Genomic DNA, 17,037 nt, shown 5'->3' on the forward strand with positions numbered 1-17,037 from the left:
GTCGTTCACGCTCTCGTTGTCAGCCGGATGTCTCCGGTTACCCGATCCCGAGGAGCGTTGCCGCCGTGAGAGTGACAGTCGTCGGAGCAGGCGTGGTGGGCACCATGCACGCCTGGCAGGCAGTGGAGCGCGGCCACCAGGTCGTCCAGATCGAGCGTGAGGCGGAGGCGCGCGGCGCCTCGCTGCGCAACTTCGGGCAGATCTGGGTCAGTGGCCGCGCCGGCGGAGAAGAGCTGGAAGCCGCGCTGCGGGCGCGGGAGCTGTGGGAGGGCATCGGCGCCCGCGTGCCCAAGCTCGGCTTCCGGGCCAACGGGTCGCTGACCCCGGTGCGCGGCGCCCTCGAACTCGCCGTCGCCGAGGCCGCCCTCGCCCGCCCGGACGCCGCCGCCCGCGGCTACAAGCTGCTGCTGCCTGGCGAGGCGCGGGCCCTCAACCCCGCCCTGCGCGGCGACTTCACCGCCGCCCTGTACTGCGAGCGGGACGCGGCCGTCGAGCCGCGCATCGCCCAACTCGCCCTGCGCGAGGAGCTGTTGAAGTCCCCCAACTACACCTTCCTGCCGGGGCGGGAGGTACGTGACGTGGTCGGCGCCGGAGCCGTACGGGACGACCACGGCGACGTCCACCACGCCGACGCCGTCGTCCTGTGCACCGGCGCCTGGCTCGGCGGACTCGTCCGCGAGCTGGCCGGGCCCGAGCTGCCCGTGCGCCGGGTCCGCCTGCAGATGATGCAGACCGACCCGCTGGGCGAGCCGCTCACCACCTCGGTCGCCGACGCCGACAGCTTCCGCTACTACCCGGCCTACGCCTCCCCGGCACTGGATGCGCTCAACGCCGAGCAGCCGCAGCCGGAGACCGCCGCCGCACACCGGATGCAGCTGCTCATGGTGCAGCGCGCCGACGGCGGACTGACCATCGGCGACACCCACGAGTACGAGCACCCCTTCGCTTTCGACACCGTCGAGGAGCCCTACGAGCACCTCGTCGCAGTCGTGGAGTCCCTGCTCGGCCGGCAGCTGCCGCGCATCCGCCGCCGCTGGGCCGGTGTGTACGCGCAGTGCACCGACCCGGGCCGGGTCGTGCACCGGCAGCGGGTGGGCGACGGGGTGTGGTTGGTCACCGGGCCCGGTGGGCGCGGCATGACCTGCGCCCCCGCGATAGCCGAAACGACCGCGAACGAACTGGGCTGGTGAGAACCCCGATGAACACTGCGGACATCCGTCTCGTCGTGCTCGACATGGCCGGTACGACCGTCGCCGACGGCGGCCTCGTCGAGCGTGCCTTCGCCGCCGCCGCTGCCGAACTCGGCGTCGAGCCCGGCTCGGCCGAGCACGCCGAGCACCTCGCGTACGTCCGGGCCACCATGGGCGAGTCCAAGATCTCCGTCTTCCGGCACCTGTTCGGCACCGAGGAACGCGCCCAGCGGGCCAACACCGCCTTCGAGAAGGCGTACGGCGACCTCGTTGACGCGGGCCTCATCGCCCCCGTCCCCGGCGCCCGCGAGGCCATCGAGGAACTCGCCGGCAGCGGCCGTACCGTCGTCCTGACCACCGGCTTCGCCCGCGTCACCCAGGACGCGATCCTCGACGCCCTCGGCTGGCGCGACCTCGTCCCGCTCACCCTGTGCCCGGCCGACGCCGGCGGGCGCGGGCGGCCGTACCCCGACATGGTCCTGGAGGCTTTCGTCCGCACCAAGGCGGCCGAGGACGTCCGGCAGATCGCCGTCGCCGGGGACACCTCGTACGACGTGCTCAGCGGGGTGCGCGCCGGAGCCGGGCTGATCGCCGGCGTACGCACCGGGGCGCACGGGGACACGGAGTTCCGCGCCGCCGGCGCCACCCACGTCCTCGACTCCGTTGCCGACCTGCCCGCACTGCTGGCGGGAGACCGGTGAGATGGGCATCCGCTTCGACTCCGTCACCGTCGCCTACGGCGGAAACGCCGGCACCCTCGCTCTCGAATCGCTCGACCTGACCGTCGAGCCGGGTGAGGTCATGGCGCTGCTCGGGCCGTCCGGCTCCGGCAAGACCACCGCGCTGCGGGCGGTCGCCGGGTTCGTACGGCCCGTGTCCGGGCGGGTGCTCCTCGGCGGCCGGGACGTGACGGACCTGCCGCCGTACCGGCGCGGCATCGGCATGGTGGTGCAGAGCTACGCGCTGTTCCCGCACATGCGGGTGGACGAGAACGTGGCCTTCGGGCTCCGGGCCCGCAAGACGCCCAAGGGCGAGATACGGCAACGGGTCGCCGAGGCGCTGGAGATGACCGGCATGGCCGCCTACGCCCGCCGCCACCCGCGCGAGCTGTCCGGCGGACAGCAGCAGCGGGTCGCCATCGCCCGCGCCCTCGCCATCCGGCCGGACGTCCTGCTCCTGGACGAGCCCCTGTCCGCACTGGACGCCCGGCTGCGGTCGGACATGCTGGCCGAACTCACCCGGATCCACCGGGAGTTGCCCGACGTCTCGATGCTGTACGTCACCCACGACCAGGTCGAGGCGCTGACCCTGGCCGACCGGATCGCCGTCATGGACAAGGCGCGGTTGCGCGCGTGCGGCACACCGAGGGAGCTGTACCGGGCGCCCACCGATGAGTTCACGGCGTCTTTCGTGGGCGGTGCGAATCTGCTGCCGGTGACCGTGGCGTCCGGGGGAGTCGTCTTCGCGGGCACCGAGCTGACGACCGACACGGCACACGCGGTCGCGGGGGCGCGGGCCACGCTGTGCGTACGGCCGCATGTCGTCGGGCTCGGGCAGGGACCGGGGCCGGGGCCCGGGTCCAATCAGCTCACCGGTGTCGTACGGGAGATCCAGTGGCGCGGGGCCACGCACCGGCTGTACGTCGAGGTCGGCGGGCACACGGTCATGGCGGACGTGCGCGAGCTGAAGGACCCGCCCGCGCACGGGGAGTCCGTGAGCCTGTACTTCGCCCCTGACGACGCGGTGCTGCTGCCGGCCGGGGTCACCCATGCGTAGGCGTCTGCTGTGGGCCCTGCCCCCGGTGGCCCTCCTCGCCCTCTTCTTCCTCTATCCCCTCGCCCTCGTCGTCCAGCAGTCCGTCCGGCCCGACAGAGGCGGCACCTCGCTCCAGCCGTACGCCGACGTCTTCGCCTCCGAGGCGTTCCGGAACGCGCTGTGGACCACCGTATGGCTGGCCCTCGCCGCCACCGCCGGCTGTCTGGTGCTCGGCTTTCTGCTGGCGCTGGTCATCGCGTTCGTACCGTTCCCGGGCGCGAAGACGGTGGCGCGGTTCATCGACGTGTACCTGTCCTTCCCGTCCTTCCTCATCACGCTGGCGCTGCTGTTCATCTACGGCACGACGGGGATCATCGGTTCCTTCCCGTTCCTGACCACCTCCTGGGGTGTGCTGCTGGCGGAGGTCACCTACTTCACGCCGTTCGTGATGCGGCCCCTGCTCGCCGCGTTCTCGCAGCTGGACACCGCCCAGCTGGAGGCGGCGAGTTCGCTGGGCGCGCGGGCACCCCGGATCGTGCGCCGGATCATCCTGCCGGAGGCGCTGCCCGCGCTCGCGGCCGGCGGAAGCCTCGTGCTGGTGCTCTGTCTCAACGAGTTCGGGATCGTGCTGTTCACCGGCGCGAAGGGGGTCACCACCCTGCCGATGCTCGTCTACAGCAAGGCGATCCTGGAGTCCGACTATCCGGGCGCGTGTGTGGTCGCCGTCGTCAACGTCCTGATCTCCGTGGGCCTGTACGGCCTCTACCGGGTGGTGAGCCGTCGTGCTGGTGCATAGCCGCGGGGCCAGGTGGGCCGTATGGGCGGTGTTCCTCGTCCTCTTCCTGCCGCTGTTCGCCCTGCCCCTGCTCGTCGTCCTCGGCGCCTCCCTCGCCACCCACTGGTCCGGCGTCCTGCCCTCGGGGCTGACCACCGCCAACTACCGCGCGGCGACCCGGGGCGAGGCCCTCCAGGCGCTCACCACCAGCCTGCTCACCGCCACCGCCGCCAGCCTGCTCGCTCTCACCCTCGGCACCTGGGCCGCGCTGGCCGGGGCGGCCCTGACGAAGCGGTACCGCAGGCTCATGGACGCCCTGTTCGTGCTGCCGCTCGCCGTGCCCTCCGTCGTCGTGGGCCTGTCGGTCCTGGTGGCGTTCTCCCAGCCGCCCATGCTGCTCAACGGCACCCGGTGGATCGTGATCCTCGCCCACACCGTGCTGGTCACCGCCTTCGCCCATCAGTCCGTGTCGGCCGCGATCACCCGCCTCGACCCGGCCTACGAACAGGCCGCCGCCTCCCTCGGCGCCCGCCCCGCCTACGCCCTGTGGCGGGTGCGCCTCCCCCTGCTCCTGCCCTCCCTCACCGCCGCCGCCGGCCTCTGCTTCGCCCTGTCCATGGGCGAGCTGAGCGCCACGATGATGCTGTACCCGCCCGACTGGACCCCGCTGCCCGTCCTCATCTACGCGGCCACCGACCGCGGCGCCCTGTTCACCGGCTCGGCCGTGGCCGTGGTGCTGATGGCCGCGACCCTGCTCGTCCTGTTCGCCGTCTCCCGGGTCCGCACCCGGGCGTCGTACCGCTGACACCTCCTCCAACACCCCTTATCACGCCAGGAGTTGGCCTCGCCATGCCCAGAAACCGCCTCGCGCTCGCCACAGCCCTCGCTCTGCTCGCCGCCCCCGCGCTCTCCGCCTGCGGCTCCTCCGCGGCCTCCGACGCCAAGGAGGTCACCGTCTACAGCGCCGACGGCCTGAAGGGGGAGAACGGCGACGGCTGGTACGACAAGGTCTTCGCCGACTTCACCCGGCAGACCGGCATCAAGGTCAAGTACGTCGAGGGCGGCTCCGGCGAGATGGTCCAGCGCGCCGTCCGCGAGAAGAGCAACCCGCAGGCCGACGTGCTGGTCACCCTGCCGCCGTTCATCCAGCAGGCCGACGCCAAAGGCCTGCTCCAGAAGTACGAGGTGAAGGACGCAGGCCAGGTCAGCGGCGCCGACAAGGCCGCTGACGGCACCTGGATCTCGGTCGTCGACAACTACTTCTGCTTCGTCTACGACAAGAAGAAGCTGAAGCAGGCCCCGAAGACCTGGGCCGAGCTGCTCGACCCGGCGTACAAGAACAAGCTGCAGTACTCCACACCGGGCGTCGCCGGCGACGGCACCGCCGTACTGATCAAGGCCGTCCACGACTTCGGCGGCAAGGAGCAGGCCCTCGCCTATCTGAAGAAGCTCCAGGCCAACAACGTCGGCCCGTCCGCCTCCACCGGCAAACTCGCGCCCAAGGTCGACAAGGGTGAGCTGCTCGTCGCCAACGGCGATGTGCAGATGAACTACGCCCAGTCCAAGACAATGCCCGACCTCGGCATCTGGTTCCCGGCCGGCCAGGACGGCAAGCCCAGCACCTTCGCCCTGCCCTATGCGGCCGGCCTGGTCACCAAGGCCCCGCACAGCGCGAACGGCAGGAAACTCCTCGACTTCATGCTCGCGCGCACGCAGCAGCAGGAGGTCAGCGCGATCGGCGGTGGCTTCAGCGCCCGTCAGGACGTCAAGCCCACCGACGCCAACGCCGTCGCGCTCACCAAGCTCATGGACGGCGTGGACTTCTTCGAGCCCGACTGGACGGACATCGACAAGAACCTGACGTCGTACGTCGAGGACTGGAAGTCGGCCACCGGCAGCTGACTGACCTGGACAATCCTGGAGCAGACCGGGGTCAGGATCAGGCCATCGAACATTAGGCTGGGGGCGTCGGTACGCCGTGGTTCCGGCGCCCCCCAGCTTTCTCGCCCTGCTTCCGTGACCGTACGTACGCCAGGAGACGCACAACATGGCAGACCGCAAGCCGATCGAGTCGTGGCTCACCGACATGGACGGTGTACTGATCCACGAGGGCGTTCCGATCCCCGGCGCCGACGCCTTTCTGAAGAAGCTGCGCGAGTCCGGGCGGCCCTTCCTGGTGCTCACCAACAACTCCATCTACACCGCCCGCGACCTGCACGCCCGGCTGCGGCGGATGGGCCTGGACGTGCCGGTGGACAACATCTGGACCTCGGCTCTCGCCACCGCCCAGTTCCTGAACGACCAGCGGCCCGGCGGCAGCGCCTACGTCATCGGAGAGGCCGGTCTGACCACCGCGCTGCACGACATCGGCTACATCCTCACCGACCACGAGCCCGACTTCGTGATCCTCGGCGAGACCCGCACCTACTCCTTCGAGGCCCTGACCAAGGCCGTCCGGCTGATCAACAACGGCGCCCGGTTCATCGCCACCAACCCGGACAACGTCGGCCCCTCCACCGAGGGCGACCTGCCCGCCACCGGCTCGGTCGCCGCCCTGATCACCGCCGCGACCGGCAAGAAGCCGTACTTCGTCGGCAAGCCCAACCCGCTGATGATGCGGGCGGGCCTGAACGCCATCGGCGCCCACTCCGAGACCTCCGCGATGATCGGCGACCGCATGGACACCGACGTCCTCGCGGGCCTGGAGGCCGGCATGCGGACGTTCCTGGTGCTCAGCGGGGTCACCCAGCCCGACGAGGTCGACCAGCACCCCTTCCGGCCGTCGAAGGTCGTCGACTCCATCGCGGACCTGGTCGACCTCGTCTGACCAGGCAATTTCAAACCTTTCCCCACCCGAATGGAGCAATCGGGCGCCCTCCGAGGATGCGGGGGCGCCTGGTGCGGGGGAGCCTCCAGATAACTGGAGGTTCACGATGGGCTCACTACGCCTCACTCTCTGTACCGGAATCCTGGCCGCCGCCGCGCTCACACCGTCGGCCCACGCCGTCGAGGGCGGCTCGGTCGACGTGACCCCCGGCTCCCCGGCGCCCGGCACCGATGTGTCCCTGCGGGTCCACGGCTGCTCCGGGCCCGAGGGCACGGCCGTCTCGACCGCGTTCGTCGCCGACGCCCGGCTCACCGGCCGACAGGGCACCCTGTCCGGCGAGACCCGCGTCCGCTCCTCCCTCGCACCCGGCACCTACGACGTGCGGGTCACGTGCGCCGACTTCGTCTTCAACAGCAGGCTCACGATCCCCGACCGAGGCATCGGGGCCGGCCGGGGCATGGACCAGGGAGTCGGCCGGGGCGCGGACCACGGCATGGACCCGGCGAGTGGCCGGGGCACGGACCAGGCAACCGGCCGCGGATCGGACCAGGGAGCCGGCCGGGGGATGGACTCGACGAGCGGTCGGGGAACGGACCAGGGAGCCGGCCGGGGCGCGGACCACGGCACGGACCCGGCAAGCGGTCGGGGAACGGACCAGCGGACCGGTCCGGCGGACCAGCCCGACCCGCGGCCCGACGCGGCGGCCTCGCCCTTTGCCCCCGTCCACGCGGGCGGCGGTGGCACGGCCACGCATTTCGCCACCGTGGCCACCAGCGAGTCCGGACCCGGCACCGCCCAGACGCTCACCGGCCTCGGACTGGCCGGGATCGCCGCGCTCGCCGTCGGACTCCGCGCCCACCGGAGCCGTAACGGCCGCGACAGCGGCACCCCCCGCTGACCGGCCGTATGACCGGCGACCGCGAGCACCCGCACACCACCACCGGCACAGGGCGCCTGCTCACCGTCCTGGCCTGGGCGGTGCTGCTGTTCGGGCTGTGGCTGTGGGGGCGGGAGATCACCGGCCTGCCGGACCGCACGGGCGGCCCGGGCACCGGTGACGTGTTCGCCGTCGGCACCGCTCCCACCCCGCTGCCCCGCCCGGCCGCGCCGCTCGCCGACGCTGTGCCCCAGCGCCTCGACATCCCCCGGCTGGGCGTCCAGGCACCCGTGGTCACCCGCGGCCTGGACGCCCAGGGCGCCGTCGACCCGCCGCCCTTCGACCAGCCGGGCGTGGTCGGCTGGTACGGCGCCGGCCCCAAACCCGGCGCCCAGGGCGCCGCCCTCCTCGTCGGGCACGTCGACACCGAGACCCGGCCCGCCGTCTTCTACAAGCTCAGCACGCTCACCCCGGGCGCCACGGTCCGGGTGGTCCGCTCGGACGGCACGGTCGCCGAGTTCACCGTCGACGACGTCCGCGTGCTGCCCCGCACCGACTTCGACGCCCGCCAGGCCTACGGCCCCCACCGGGCCGGCCGCGCCGAACTCCGCCTGATCACCTGCGGCGGCAGCTTCGACCGCGCCACCAACAGCTACACCGCCAACGTGGTCGTCTCCGCCTACCTCACACGAACCACGCCCTGAGCCACGAGCACCACGCACTGCGTACTGACCCCGCGCGCCCCGTCACGCGACCTCGTGGCGAACCGTCCCGATATGCCAGCATGGGACGGCATTCGGGCCAGTGCGCCCATGACCAGTGCGCCCATGGGGGACCAGGGGGGAATCGCATGTACGACAACAGGGGGGCCCGGCCGACCGCGCGGGCGTCCGCGGCGGCGGTGCTGGGGGCGGCACTGCTGCTCGCCGGCTGCTCCTCGGCAGGCGGCGGCGGGGGCGGGGGCGGCGGCAAGAACGCCGACCCGGGTGCGCCGATCACCCAACAGCCCAAGTCCGCCGACCCGTTCTGGGTGAACCCGGACGGCACCGCCGCCCGTCAGCTCGCCGCCTACACCAAGGCCGGAAAGACATCCGACGCGGAACAGATCCGGAAGATCGCCGAGCAGCCGGTGGGGGAGTGGATCGGCCCGGAGAACCCGGAGCAGGAGGCCCGCGGCTTCACCGAGGCCGCCCAGCACGCCGACCGCACGGCCCTGCTCGTCCTCTACGACATCCCGCACCGCGACTGCGGCCAGTACTCCCAGGGCGGCGCGGCCGACGGCGACACCTACCGCGCCTGGATCGACGGCGTGGCCCGGGGCATCCAGGACCGCCGCGCCGTCGTGATCCTCGAACCGGACGCCGTACTGCACCTCGTGGACGGCTGCACGCCCGCCCCGTTCCACGAGGAGCGCTACGACCTCCTCAAGGGCGCGATCACCACGCTCAAGTCCCTGCAGAACACCAAGGTCTACCTGGACGCGGGCAACGCCGGCTGGGGCCGGCCGGACCAGATCTACCAGTCCCTCCAGCAGGCCGGCATCGACCGGGCCGACGGCTTCGCCGTCAACGTCTCCAACTTCTACTCCACCCAGGACTCCCTCGCCTACGGCAAACAGCTCTCGGCGAAGGTCGGCGGCAAGCACTTCGTCATCGACACCAGCAGAAACGGCAACGGCCCCGACACCTCCGGCGACCCCTCCCAGCGCTGGTGCAACCCCCCGGGCCGCGCCCTGGGCGAAACCCCGACGACGCGGACGTCGGACCCCCTGGTGGACGCCTACCTGTGGGTCAAGCGCCCGGGGGAGTCCGACGGGACGTGCAAGGGAGGGCCGAAGGCGGGGGCGTGGTGGGCGAGTTACGCACTCGCCCTGGCCCGGAACAGCAAGTGAATCACGGCACCTTGACCCACTGAGCGATGGACGGCGTCCCCTGGTCGTCGTCCACGAACAGCATGTACCACCCGGACGGCACCAGATTCCGGTTCCCCGGCACCGTCACCGTGACCTTGTCCCCGGTCACCTTGAAGTCCAGCGCGACCGACCGCTGATCCACATCCGTCACATGCGTCGAAGCGCTCGGCCGGATCAGCCGCGCCTTCCTGATACCGGCCGCCTGCTCCGACGTGAAGGTCCCCGACGCGCCCCGGGCGATGGTCTGCGGACCGCCGCCGAGCGACGGCCGTGAGCCCCGGTACAGATACGGCGGGGTGTAGATCTCGATCCGCTGCTCGAACTTCCCCGGCTTGGTGTTCGCCTTGTCGCCGTACAGCGAGTCGGACCCGAAGAACATCACCCGCCCGTCCGGCAGCAGGATCGACCCGGAGTGGTAGTTCCGTCCCACCAGCGGATCGGCGACCCGGGTGAAGCTGTTGCTGTCAGGGTGGTAGAGCCGCGCCTGGAGGATGTTGGAGTCGCCGCGCCCCCGGTAGTCCTGCGAGCCGCCCGAGACCAGCACGGTGTCGTCGGGCAGGATCGAGGACTGCGGATACCGGGTCCCCTTCGCCAGCTCGGGCCCGTCCACGAACCGGGGGCTCTTGGCCTTCAGATCGATGAGCCGGGTCTTCTTGCTCGACAGTTTCGACTCACCGACACCCCCACCCCCGATCACCAGGAACTTCTCGTCCTGCGCCGGAGGCAGCAACACCGTCCCGGAGGTCTCCATCATGTTCGGATCACTGAGCCCGGGCAGCTTCACAAAGGCATTGGTGTCGACGTCCCACACACCGGGATCCCGGCCCACGTCGTCCGGCCCGTACCCCGCGTTGGACCCCGAGTAGAAGATCTTCCCGTTCTGCATCAGGAACAGCGCCGGGTACGTCGGGAACTGCCGGACCGTCTTCGTGTACGTCCACTTCTTCGTCGCCGGGTCGAAGATCTCGTTCTTGCCCGGCACCAGCTGACCGATGTCGTCCAGCCCGGAGACGCTGAGGATCTTCCCGTCCGACAGCGTGGTGAGCGTCGGGTACCAGCGGGCCTCGTTCATCGGGTCGACCTTGATGTACCGCTCGGCGACCGGATCGAACTCGTAGGCGTCCTTGATCCCCTCGAAGTCCTTCTTGTCGAGGGCGAGTTTCTGCGCGATGCCGTAGGTGTTGCGCTCGTCGGCGCCGGTCAGGCCCTGGATCCGGTAGTTGTCCTGGGTGCCGGTCTCGTACTGGCTGCCCTCGCGCGGCGCCTCGACGTAGACCCGGCCGTAACCGGGGTTGTTCCGCAGCCACTTGCCGGTCTTGTCGAAGACCTTCGTCGCGCGGGGGATCAGCACCGGGTCCTGGGAGACGAACGTCCTGCCGTTCTGCCTGCCGGTGAACCGGGTGCCCGCCGGCAGGGTCATCGGCTTGTCCGGGTTCTCGTTGTAGAGGATCATGACGCCGCCGGCCTTCTTGACGTCACCCTTGAGCTTCTCGTACCGCTTGGTGCCGCCGGCGATCAGGATGTCGCCGTTGCCGAGCTGGGTGTGCCCGGTGCAGAACAGGTCGGCCGGGGTGGGCACTTTCTTGATCGTGCCCTTGACCGGGTCCCAGATCCGGGTGTCGAACTTCTTGGCGTCGAAGTTGTCCTGGTTGTTGCCCGAGCCGGCGATCATCAGGATCTTCCCGGTGCGCAGCAGGCTCGCGTGGATGGTGTCCTGCCGGAACTCCTTGGGGAACTCGATGATGTCCCAGTGGCCGTTCTCGGCCTTGTACTCGGGTCTGTTGATCTTGTACTGGTGGTACTGGGCGGTCCCGAAGCGGTAGACCCACGGCCCGTTCATCCCGGCCAGCGCGAGTACCACCGCCGTACCGATCGCGAACCGGCGGGCGCGACGGCGGCCGGACTGGTCCTTCATTCCTCACGTCCCCCCAGTCCGCCGAGGGCGATCCGCATGGTCTGCTCGCTGTCCCCGGCCGCCCAGGCGGGCCGCTGCTGGGGCACGGGCATGGGCACGGGCACGGCGTCGCGCGGTTCGGCGACCGCCCCCGGCTTCGCCTTCCGTTTCTCCTGCCGCAGCGTGTACCGCCAGGCGAGGATCGGCGAGGCGGTGATCAGCAGCGCGAGGCTCCCCCAGACGATCATCGCGGGGTGGGAGTGCCCGAGCGCGAAGCCGGCGCCGAGCGAGCCGCCGAAGACCAGGATGAAGAACCAGTGGATGCGGAAGGTCCCGAACAGCGTGTCGGGGCTGGCCGATTCACCCTTCGGCGTCACCACGAACCTGCTCTTGCGGCGCAGTACGGCGTCCATGAGCGAGCGGGCGTAGACCGGCGCGGACAGCGCGGACATCACCATGCCCGCCACACCGCCCGACCCCTCCGGCTCGTGCGGGGAGACATTGTGCCGCCGGTTCCAGATGTACAGCCCGATCTGGAGCGCGGAGGCGTTGCCGTACAGCATCAGCCACACCGTCGGGTCGATGTTCACCCCCGACGCGCCCAGGCCCAGGAACAGCGCGCAGCTCAGCGCGGCGAGGATCCAGTTGAGGGCGGACATCGGGTAGAAGATGATCATCATGGTGTAGTTGAAGAGCTTGCCCGGTCCCAGGGTGAACAGGCCCTTCCAGTACTGCTTGAGGATCGTCTCGTACGTGCCCCGGGACCAGCGCAGCTGCTGGGTGAAGAAGTCCGTCCAGGCAGCCGGGCCCTCGCCGACGGCGAGCACGTCCGGGGTGTAGACGGACCTCCACTTCCGGCCCGTGGCGGGGTTTCTGGCGCGGTGCATCTCGAACCCGGTCGCCATGTCCTCGGTGATCGAGTCGTAGAGCCCGCCGATCTGCTTGATGGCGCTGATCCGTACGGCGTTGGAGGTGCCGACGAACATCGGGGCGCCGTAGCGGTTGCCGGCGCGCTGGATCAGGGCGTGGAAGAGGAACTGCTGGGACTCGGCGGCCTTGGTGACGAACGTGTCGTAGTTGCCGTAGACCTGCGGGCCGATGACGAAGCCGACGTCCGGGTCGCGGAAGTAACCGAGCATCCGTTCCAGGTAGTTGGGCAGCGGGACGTGGTCGGTGTCGACGGAGGCGAAGTAGTCGTAGCCGTCGCCGTGCGCCTCCAGCCAGGCGTTGTAGTTGCCGTGCTTGGTTTTGGCGCGGTGCGGTCCCGTGGGCCGGTTCCACCTCTCGACGCCCTTGCGGGAGAAGTGGTGGACCCCGAGCCGGGCGCAGACCGCCCTGACGGCCGGGTCGTCGCCCTCGTCCAGCAGCCACACGTGCAGCAGCCCCCGGTGCCGCAGCTTCACCGCCGCCTGAAGGGTCTTCGTCACCATCTCCAGCGGCTCCTTGCCGGGCACGAAGGTGGTGATGAAGGCGACGCGGGTACCGGTCTGCGGGACCACCGGGACCGGGTCGCGGGCGACCAGGGTGGCGTGCGCGTTGGACAGCACGTTCATGCAGCGGAAGAACTCGATCAGACCGATCGAGACGAGCATGACCGTGTCGAGGGCCGGCAGGAAGGCGTAGGCCGGATGGTCGCGTGCGGTCCAGTGCTCCGGACGCAGCAGCCAGAACAGCAGCACGAGGGAGAGGACCGGGGCCGCGCCCAGCATGAGCGCGGCGCGCAGGCGATGCGGTTCCTGCGACAGCAGCGACCGGTACCGCACCCGGTACGGCTTCGTCGGATCGGGCTGGGTGAGCGGGCCCGCGAGCCGGCTGTAGTGCTCGTAGTCGTATCTGGGCAGGTTCTTCCTGGCGGTCCGATGCCCCAGCACCCTCAGGTGCAACGTCTGTGATCGGTCGTGTGCGTACGGTGACTGGTCGTGGCTGTGCCCGGCGCCCGTCGGCGTCGACGTCATGAGTCATTCCCCCCACACGCGAGTCCTCGCGTGTCTGTCTAATTCCCCCCAACTGCCGCCAATCGGCGGCAGCTTGGACATCCAGGGTTCTACGCCGCTCCGCATGATCGCAAGCATGGAAACCTGGTGTTTACCGGTCAAACCCCTTCATTGGGGCGCGTGTGGGGCTCGGGAGAATGGGGTGCGCCGGTGCTCTCGGGGAGCCGGGGTGCGCCGGTGGTGGAGAGGCGGGCGTCGGCCATTCGGGGCATGCGAAAGGCCCCCCGCTTTCGCGAGGGGCCTTTCGGTAGGGGGTGTGGGTAGCGGAGCCCCCACAAGGCGCGGCGGAGCCGCGCAATAACAGAGATGGCGAGCCAGGTCCGCGCTTTTTGCGGACGTGGCTCGCCATCGTCATCGTGCGCCGCCAGGGACTCGAACCCCGGACCCGCTGATTAAGAGTCAGCTGCTCTAACCAACTGAGCTAGCGGCGCCTGCTGACAGAGAGAACTCTACCTGACCTGGAGGGGTGCTTCCGACCACCCCCGGGTGGCCGGGAGGGTCGATCGGGGCCGCGTACATCATTCGGACCGTCAAAGTGGCGGTCCGCTGGACAGTTGGAAAAATGATCAACGTGCACACTCGCGGACAAATCTCCCCCGAATGTGAGGCAGATCGCATGACGGCTCCGGTGTTCGAGGAATTCGACCCCGCGGGCGACTGCGACTGCCCGGGCTGCGTCCAGGCGCGCCGGCTGGGCGAGCCGGGCACCCGCGCGCTGTCCCGCCGCCCGGCCGTCCGCGGTCTCGTGGTCGTCGCCGCCGCGTCCGCGGTCCTCGGCGCGGCCACCCCGGCCGCCGCCCTCACCACCGGCCGGCCCGCCGTCCAGCGTCCCCACGTCCCCGGGGACGGCGAGCCCGCGACCCCCCAGGGCACCAAGACCCCGCTGCACGGTCCGGGCGGCAGGCCGACCGGGTCCGGTCCGGTCCGGCTCCCCGCCACCACCCGCACCGCGATCATCAAGCGGGCCAAGGTCTGGGCGGCCGCGCAGGTGCCGTACAGCATGAGCGCCTACTGGAGCGACGGTTACCGGCAGGACTGCTCCGGCTATGTCTCCATGGCCTGGGGTCTCGGGACCAACGAGTGGACCGGCAGCCTCGGCCAGTTCGGCGTGAAGATCACCAAGAAGGAGCTGGAACCCGGCGACATCCTGCTCTACCACAACCCCGACGACCCCGAGCGGGGCTCCCACGTGGTGATCTTCGGAGGCTGGACCGACTACACGCGCACGTACTACACGGTCTACGAGCAGACACCCCCGCACACCCGCCGCCAGGCCACGCCCTACCCCTACTGGAGCCACACCGACAAGTACGTCCCCTATCGCTACAAGGGCGTCACCCCGGCCACGGCGGCCGGCGGCAAGACCAAGGCCGCCTACGGCGTGCCCGGCTTGTAGGTCCCCCCACGTTCACGACGCAACCGGCGCGGAGGCTGGAGGCACACATGAGTACGACCACGTCACACACACCACAGGAATCCCAGGAGCCCCCGGAGGGCGCCGTGGACGCGGCCGGCCCGTCGGCCCGGCTGATCCAGAACGAGGTGACCACCGAGATCCCCGTCCACCTGCTGTTCCGCAGCGACCCGGACCCGGCGAACCAGGTGAACCCGCTGAGCCCGGTCGACCCGATGGGCCCGGTGAGCCCGGTTGACCCGATGGGCCCGGTGAGCCCCTTGAAGGTGCCGATCAAGCCCGCCGTGGTGGGCCTCCGGAAGGGCGGCCTCGGCGAGCAGTCGCGCGGCCGGCGCTCGGCGCCCGTGTGCGGCCGGGTGCTGCCGGAGGTCGACCCGGAGCTGGCCGAGCGCCCGGCGCGGGTGCTGCCGGGGGCGGCCGGGGTGCTCGCCGGGATGTGCGCGGTCGCCGGGTGTGCGGCCACCTCGTGGTGGGCGGGGCTGCTGCCCCCGCTCGCGCTGGCGGCGCTGCGGCTGCCCGCGTCGGCCGGCGAGGGCCTCGGCCCGGCGCAGTGGGCAGCGTACGGCGGCGCCGGGGCGCTCGGGGCGCTCGGCTTCGGCGGGCTGACCCGGGGGCGCACGGGGCGAGCCTGGGTGCTCGGCCTGTTCGGCCGCTACCGGGGGACCGTCCGGCGCACCGGGCTGCTCTGGGTGAACCCGCTGGTGCCGCGCAGCCGGGTGGACGTCCGGCTGCGCCACTGGCGCAGCGAGGCGATGCCGGCGGTGGATCCGGAAGGGCTGGGGCTCCGGGTGGTCGTACTGGTGGTGTGGCGGGTGCGGGACACCGCACGGGCGCTGCTCGGCATCGACGACCACGAGACGTACCTGCGCGAGTGCGTGGAGGCTGCACTGGCCCGGGTGCCGGTGGACCCCGCGGGCGGGACGCGGGACGGGGACGCGCTGACCCGGCTGGTGGCGGCGGAGACCGCCCCGGTCGGCCTGGAGGTGTTCTCGGTGCGGCCGGTCCAGGTGGAGTACGCCCCCGAGGTCGCCGCCACGATGCACCGGCGCCGCATCGCCCAGCTGGAGGCCCGGCAGCGGGCCGACGTGCTGAACTCGGTCGTCGACTCGGTGGAGGACACGGTGACCCGGCTGACCGTGCGGGGCCTGGTCGAACTCGACGACCACGAGCGGAAGGCGCTGGTGCGGGACCTGACGGTCGCCTTCTGCTCGGGGCGGGGGGAGCCGTCGTAGAGCTCCCGCTCAGCCTCTGGGAACGGTACGTGTGCGCCGATCCGGTGTGGTGGCGGCCGTCGGGGGAGTCCGGCTACCGGAGACTGACCTCGGGTGCCGCAGAGGGGGTGTGGGTGGCGGAGCCCCCACAACGCGCGGCGAAGCCGCGCAAAAACGACGATGACGACTCAGGACCGCGCCTTTTGCGGTCATGAGTCGCCATCGTCATCGTGCGCCGCCAGGGACTCGAACCCCGGACCCGCTGATTAAGAGTCAGCTGCTCTAACCAACTGAGCTAGCGGCGCATGACTCTCGCCCTCCGCCGGTTTTTTGTTTCCCGCGGCTGGCGACGAAGAAAATACTACCTGGTCCTGAGGGGTGCTCGTGACCACCTAGAGGGTGAGTGAGAGAAGGACGGGTGCCGCGCTGCGGTTGAGCGCGTCCGCGGCCTGCTTCAGCCGGTGCGCGTGCTCCACCGGGAGCGACAGCGCCAGGCAGCCGACCGAGGAGCCCGCGGTGATCGGGACGGCCGCGCAGACCGTGCCGATCGCGTACTCCTGGAGGTCGAGCACCGGCACCGTCGGCGGCTGGGACTCCAGGCGGGAGAGCAGCAGCTTGTCGCTGGTGATGGTGCGCGAGGTGAGGCGGGCCATCTTGTGCCGGGAGAGGTGGTCCCGGCGGGCGTTGTGGTCGAGCTGGGTCAGCAGACTCTTGCCCACGGCCGTGGCGTGCGCGGAGTAGCGGAAGTCCACCCACTCGTTCACCGCCGGGGTGCCCGGTCCGGCGGCGTACTGGGTGACCCTGACCTCGCCGTCGACGTACCGGCTGATGTAGACCGCCGCGCCGACCGAGTCGCGCAGCCGGTCCAGGGTGTGCTGGAGCTTTTCGCGCAGGGCCCGCTCGCGGTCGTGCGCCGAGGTGAGCCGGCGCAGGGTGTCTCCGGTGACGTACGCCCCGTCGGTGATCTGCTCGACGTAGCCCTCGCGGCGCAGCATGCGCAGCAGTGCCGTCAGCCGCTCGGTGCCGAGACCGGTGAGGCGGGCCAGCTCGGTGTCGGTGACACCGGCGGAGTGGCGGGCCACGGTCTCCAGCACGCGCAACGCGTCCTGGGCGGAGTGGTACGGGGCGGTCGGCTCGTGCATCAGCGCCACGGTGTTCCCCCTGCGCTCGCCTGTCGGTGGCCGCGGA

The 17,037-nt window shown here is 70.9% G+C and carries 15 protein-coding genes and 2 tRNA genes; 12 read left to right on the top strand and 5 right to left on the bottom strand.

Going from position 1 to position 17,037, the window contains the following annotated elements:
- The first annotated feature begins 65 nt into the window (after positions 1-65).
- The 10 genes from O1G22_RS26470 (at position 66) to O1G22_RS26515 (ending at position 9,315) form a co-directional block, all read left to right on the top strand.
- Positions 66-1,190 carry a TIGR03364 family FAD-dependent oxidoreductase gene (locus tag O1G22_RS26470; RefSeq protein WP_270083592.1) on the top strand — a complete coding sequence of 375 codons (1,125 nt, stop codon included), beginning with the start codon at positions 66-68 and terminating at the stop codon, positions 1,188-1,190.
- Positions 1,191-1,198: 8 nt separating this feature from the next.
- Positions 1,199-1,891 carry a phosphonatase-like hydrolase gene (locus O1G22_RS26475; protein ID WP_270083593.1) on the top strand — a complete coding sequence of 231 codons (693 nt, stop codon included), beginning with the start codon at positions 1,199-1,201 and terminating at the stop codon, positions 1,889-1,891.
- A 1-nt stretch (position 1,892) separates the two neighbouring features.
- Positions 1,893-2,966 carry an ABC transporter ATP-binding protein gene (locus tag O1G22_RS26480; protein WP_270083594.1) on the top strand — a complete coding sequence of 358 codons (1,074 nt, stop codon included), beginning with the start codon at positions 1,893-1,895 and terminating at the stop codon, positions 2,964-2,966.
- Positions 2,959-3,741, top strand: a complete 783-nt coding sequence (locus O1G22_RS26485) for a 2-aminoethylphosphonate ABC transporter permease subunit (protein ID WP_270083595.1) — start codon at positions 2,959-2,961, stop codon at positions 3,739-3,741. Before O1G22_RS26480 ends, O1G22_RS26485 begins: the two co-directional genes overlap by 8 nt.
- Positions 3,728-4,525 (top strand): ABC transporter permease, encoded by a 798-nt coding sequence (locus O1G22_RS26490; protein WP_270083596.1) that lies wholly within the window; start codon positions 3,728-3,730, stop codon positions 4,523-4,525. Before O1G22_RS26485 ends, O1G22_RS26490 begins: the two co-directional genes overlap by 14 nt.
- A 44-nt stretch (positions 4,526-4,569) precedes the next feature.
- Positions 4,570-5,622 carry a 2-aminoethylphosphonate ABC transporter substrate-binding protein gene (locus O1G22_RS26495; protein WP_270083597.1) on the top strand — a complete coding sequence of 351 codons (1,053 nt, stop codon included), beginning with the start codon at positions 4,570-4,572 and terminating at the stop codon, positions 5,620-5,622.
- A 145-nt stretch (positions 5,623-5,767) separates the two neighbouring features.
- A complete protein-coding gene (locus tag O1G22_RS26500; RefSeq protein ID WP_225096290.1) occupies positions 5,768-6,547 on the top strand; it encodes an HAD-IIA family hydrolase in 780 nt (259 codons plus the stop codon).
- A 106-nt stretch (positions 6,548-6,653) separates the two neighbouring features.
- The gene (locus O1G22_RS44565) at positions 6,654-7,445 is read left to right on the top strand and encodes a hypothetical protein (RefSeq protein ID WP_333492359.1); all 792 of its coding nucleotides are present in this window, start codon (positions 6,654-6,656) and stop codon (positions 7,443-7,445) included.
- An 8-nt stretch (positions 7,446-7,453) separates the two neighbouring features.
- Positions 7,454-8,128 (top strand): class F sortase, encoded by a 675-nt coding sequence (locus O1G22_RS26510; protein WP_270083598.1) that lies wholly within the window; start codon positions 7,454-7,456, stop codon positions 8,126-8,128.
- Between the two features lie 146 nt (positions 8,129-8,274).
- Positions 8,275-9,315 (top strand): glycoside hydrolase family 6 protein, encoded by a 1,041-nt coding sequence (locus tag O1G22_RS26515; RefSeq protein WP_270083599.1) that lies wholly within the window; start codon positions 8,275-8,277, stop codon positions 9,313-9,315.
- Position 9,316: 1 nt separating this feature from the next.
- Here O1G22_RS26515 and glxA read toward each other — a convergent pair whose 3' ends face one another.
- From glxA to O1G22_RS26530, 3 genes are all read right to left on the bottom strand, one after another.
- Positions 9,317-11,251 carry a radical copper oxidase GlxA gene (glxA, locus tag O1G22_RS26520; protein ID WP_270083600.1) on the bottom strand — a complete coding sequence of 645 codons (1,935 nt, stop codon included), beginning with the start codon at positions 11,249-11,251 and terminating at the stop codon, positions 9,317-9,319.
- Entirely contained in the window at positions 11,248-13,185 is a 1,938-nt protein-coding gene (locus tag O1G22_RS26525) for a glycosyltransferase family 2 protein (RefSeq protein ID WP_270083601.1), read from the bottom strand. The genes glxA and O1G22_RS26525 overlap by 4 nt, the downstream gene beginning before the upstream one ends.
- 396 nt (positions 13,186-13,581) lie before the next feature.
- A tRNA-Lys gene (locus O1G22_RS26530) sits at positions 13,582-13,655 on the bottom strand.
- 185 nt (positions 13,656-13,840) lie between these two features.
- On the opposite strand from O1G22_RS26530, the gene O1G22_RS26535 reads away from it, so the two are divergent.
- Both O1G22_RS26535 and O1G22_RS26540 read left to right on the top strand, forming a co-directional pair.
- On the top strand, positions 13,841-14,620 hold the full coding sequence (locus tag O1G22_RS26535; protein ID WP_333492360.1) for a hypothetical protein: 780 nt from the start codon (positions 13,841-13,843) through the stop codon (positions 14,618-14,620).
- 47 nt (positions 14,621-14,667) lie between these two features.
- On the top strand, positions 14,668-15,870 hold the full coding sequence (locus O1G22_RS26540) for an SPFH domain-containing protein (protein ID WP_270083602.1): 1,203 nt from the start codon (positions 14,668-14,670) through the stop codon (positions 15,868-15,870).
- Between the two features lie 210 nt (positions 15,871-16,080).
- Here O1G22_RS26540 and O1G22_RS26545 read toward each other — a convergent pair.
- Positions 16,081-16,154 (bottom strand) — tRNA-Lys (locus O1G22_RS26545).
- A gap of 87 nt (positions 16,155-16,241) precedes the next feature.
- Complete coding sequence (locus tag O1G22_RS26550; protein ID WP_225096296.1) at positions 16,242-17,000, bottom strand: IclR family transcriptional regulator; 759 nt, start codon at positions 16,998-17,000, stop codon at positions 16,242-16,244.
- Positions 17,001-17,037: the final 37 nt, after the last annotated feature.

Source organism: Streptomyces camelliae, assembly GCF_027625935.1.
Classification (GTDB): Bacteria; Actinomycetota; Actinomycetes; order Streptomycetales; family Streptomycetaceae; genus Streptomyces; species Streptomyces camelliae.

Excerpts from the sequence above, each read along its gene's own strand:
- O1G22_RS26495 (WP_270083597.1), top strand. The coding sequence starts at position 4,570 with ATGCCCAGAAACCGCCTCGCGCTCGCCACAGCCCTCGCTCTGCTCGCC.
- O1G22_RS26510 (WP_270083598.1), top strand. The coding sequence starts at position 7,454 with ATGACCGGCGACCGCGAGCACCCGCACACCACCACCGGCACAGGGCGC.
- O1G22_RS26515 (WP_270083599.1), top strand. The coding sequence starts at position 8,275 with ATGTACGACAACAGGGGGGCCCGGCCGACCGCGCGGGCGTCCGCGGCG.
- O1G22_RS26535 (WP_333492360.1), top strand. The coding sequence starts at position 13,841 with ATGACGGCTCCGGTGTTCGAGGAATTCGACCCCGCGGGCGACTGCGAC.
- O1G22_RS26485 (WP_270083595.1), top strand. The coding sequence starts at position 2,959 with ATGCGTAGGCGTCTGCTGTGGGCCCTGCCCCCGGTGGCCCTCCTCGCC.
- O1G22_RS26475 (WP_270083593.1), top strand. The coding sequence starts at position 1,199 with ATGAACACTGCGGACATCCGTCTCGTCGTGCTCGACATGGCCGGTACG.
- O1G22_RS26525 (WP_270083601.1), bottom strand. The coding sequence starts at position 13,185 with ATGACGTCGACGCCGACGGGCGCCGGGCACAGCCACGACCAGTCACCG.
- O1G22_RS26480 (WP_270083594.1), top strand. The coding sequence starts at position 1,893 with ATGGGCATCCGCTTCGACTCCGTCACCGTCGCCTACGGCGGAAACGCC.
- O1G22_RS26540 (WP_270083602.1), top strand. The coding sequence starts at position 14,668 with ATGAGTACGACCACGTCACACACACCACAGGAATCCCAGGAGCCCCCG.
- O1G22_RS26500 (WP_225096290.1), top strand. The coding sequence starts at position 5,768 with ATGGCAGACCGCAAGCCGATCGAGTCGTGGCTCACCGACATGGACGGT.
- O1G22_RS44565 (WP_333492359.1), top strand. The coding sequence starts at position 6,654 with ATGGGCTCACTACGCCTCACTCTCTGTACCGGAATCCTGGCCGCCGCC.
- glxA (WP_270083600.1), bottom strand. The coding sequence starts at position 11,251 with ATGAAGGACCAGTCCGGCCGCCGTCGCGCCCGCCGGTTCGCGATCGGT.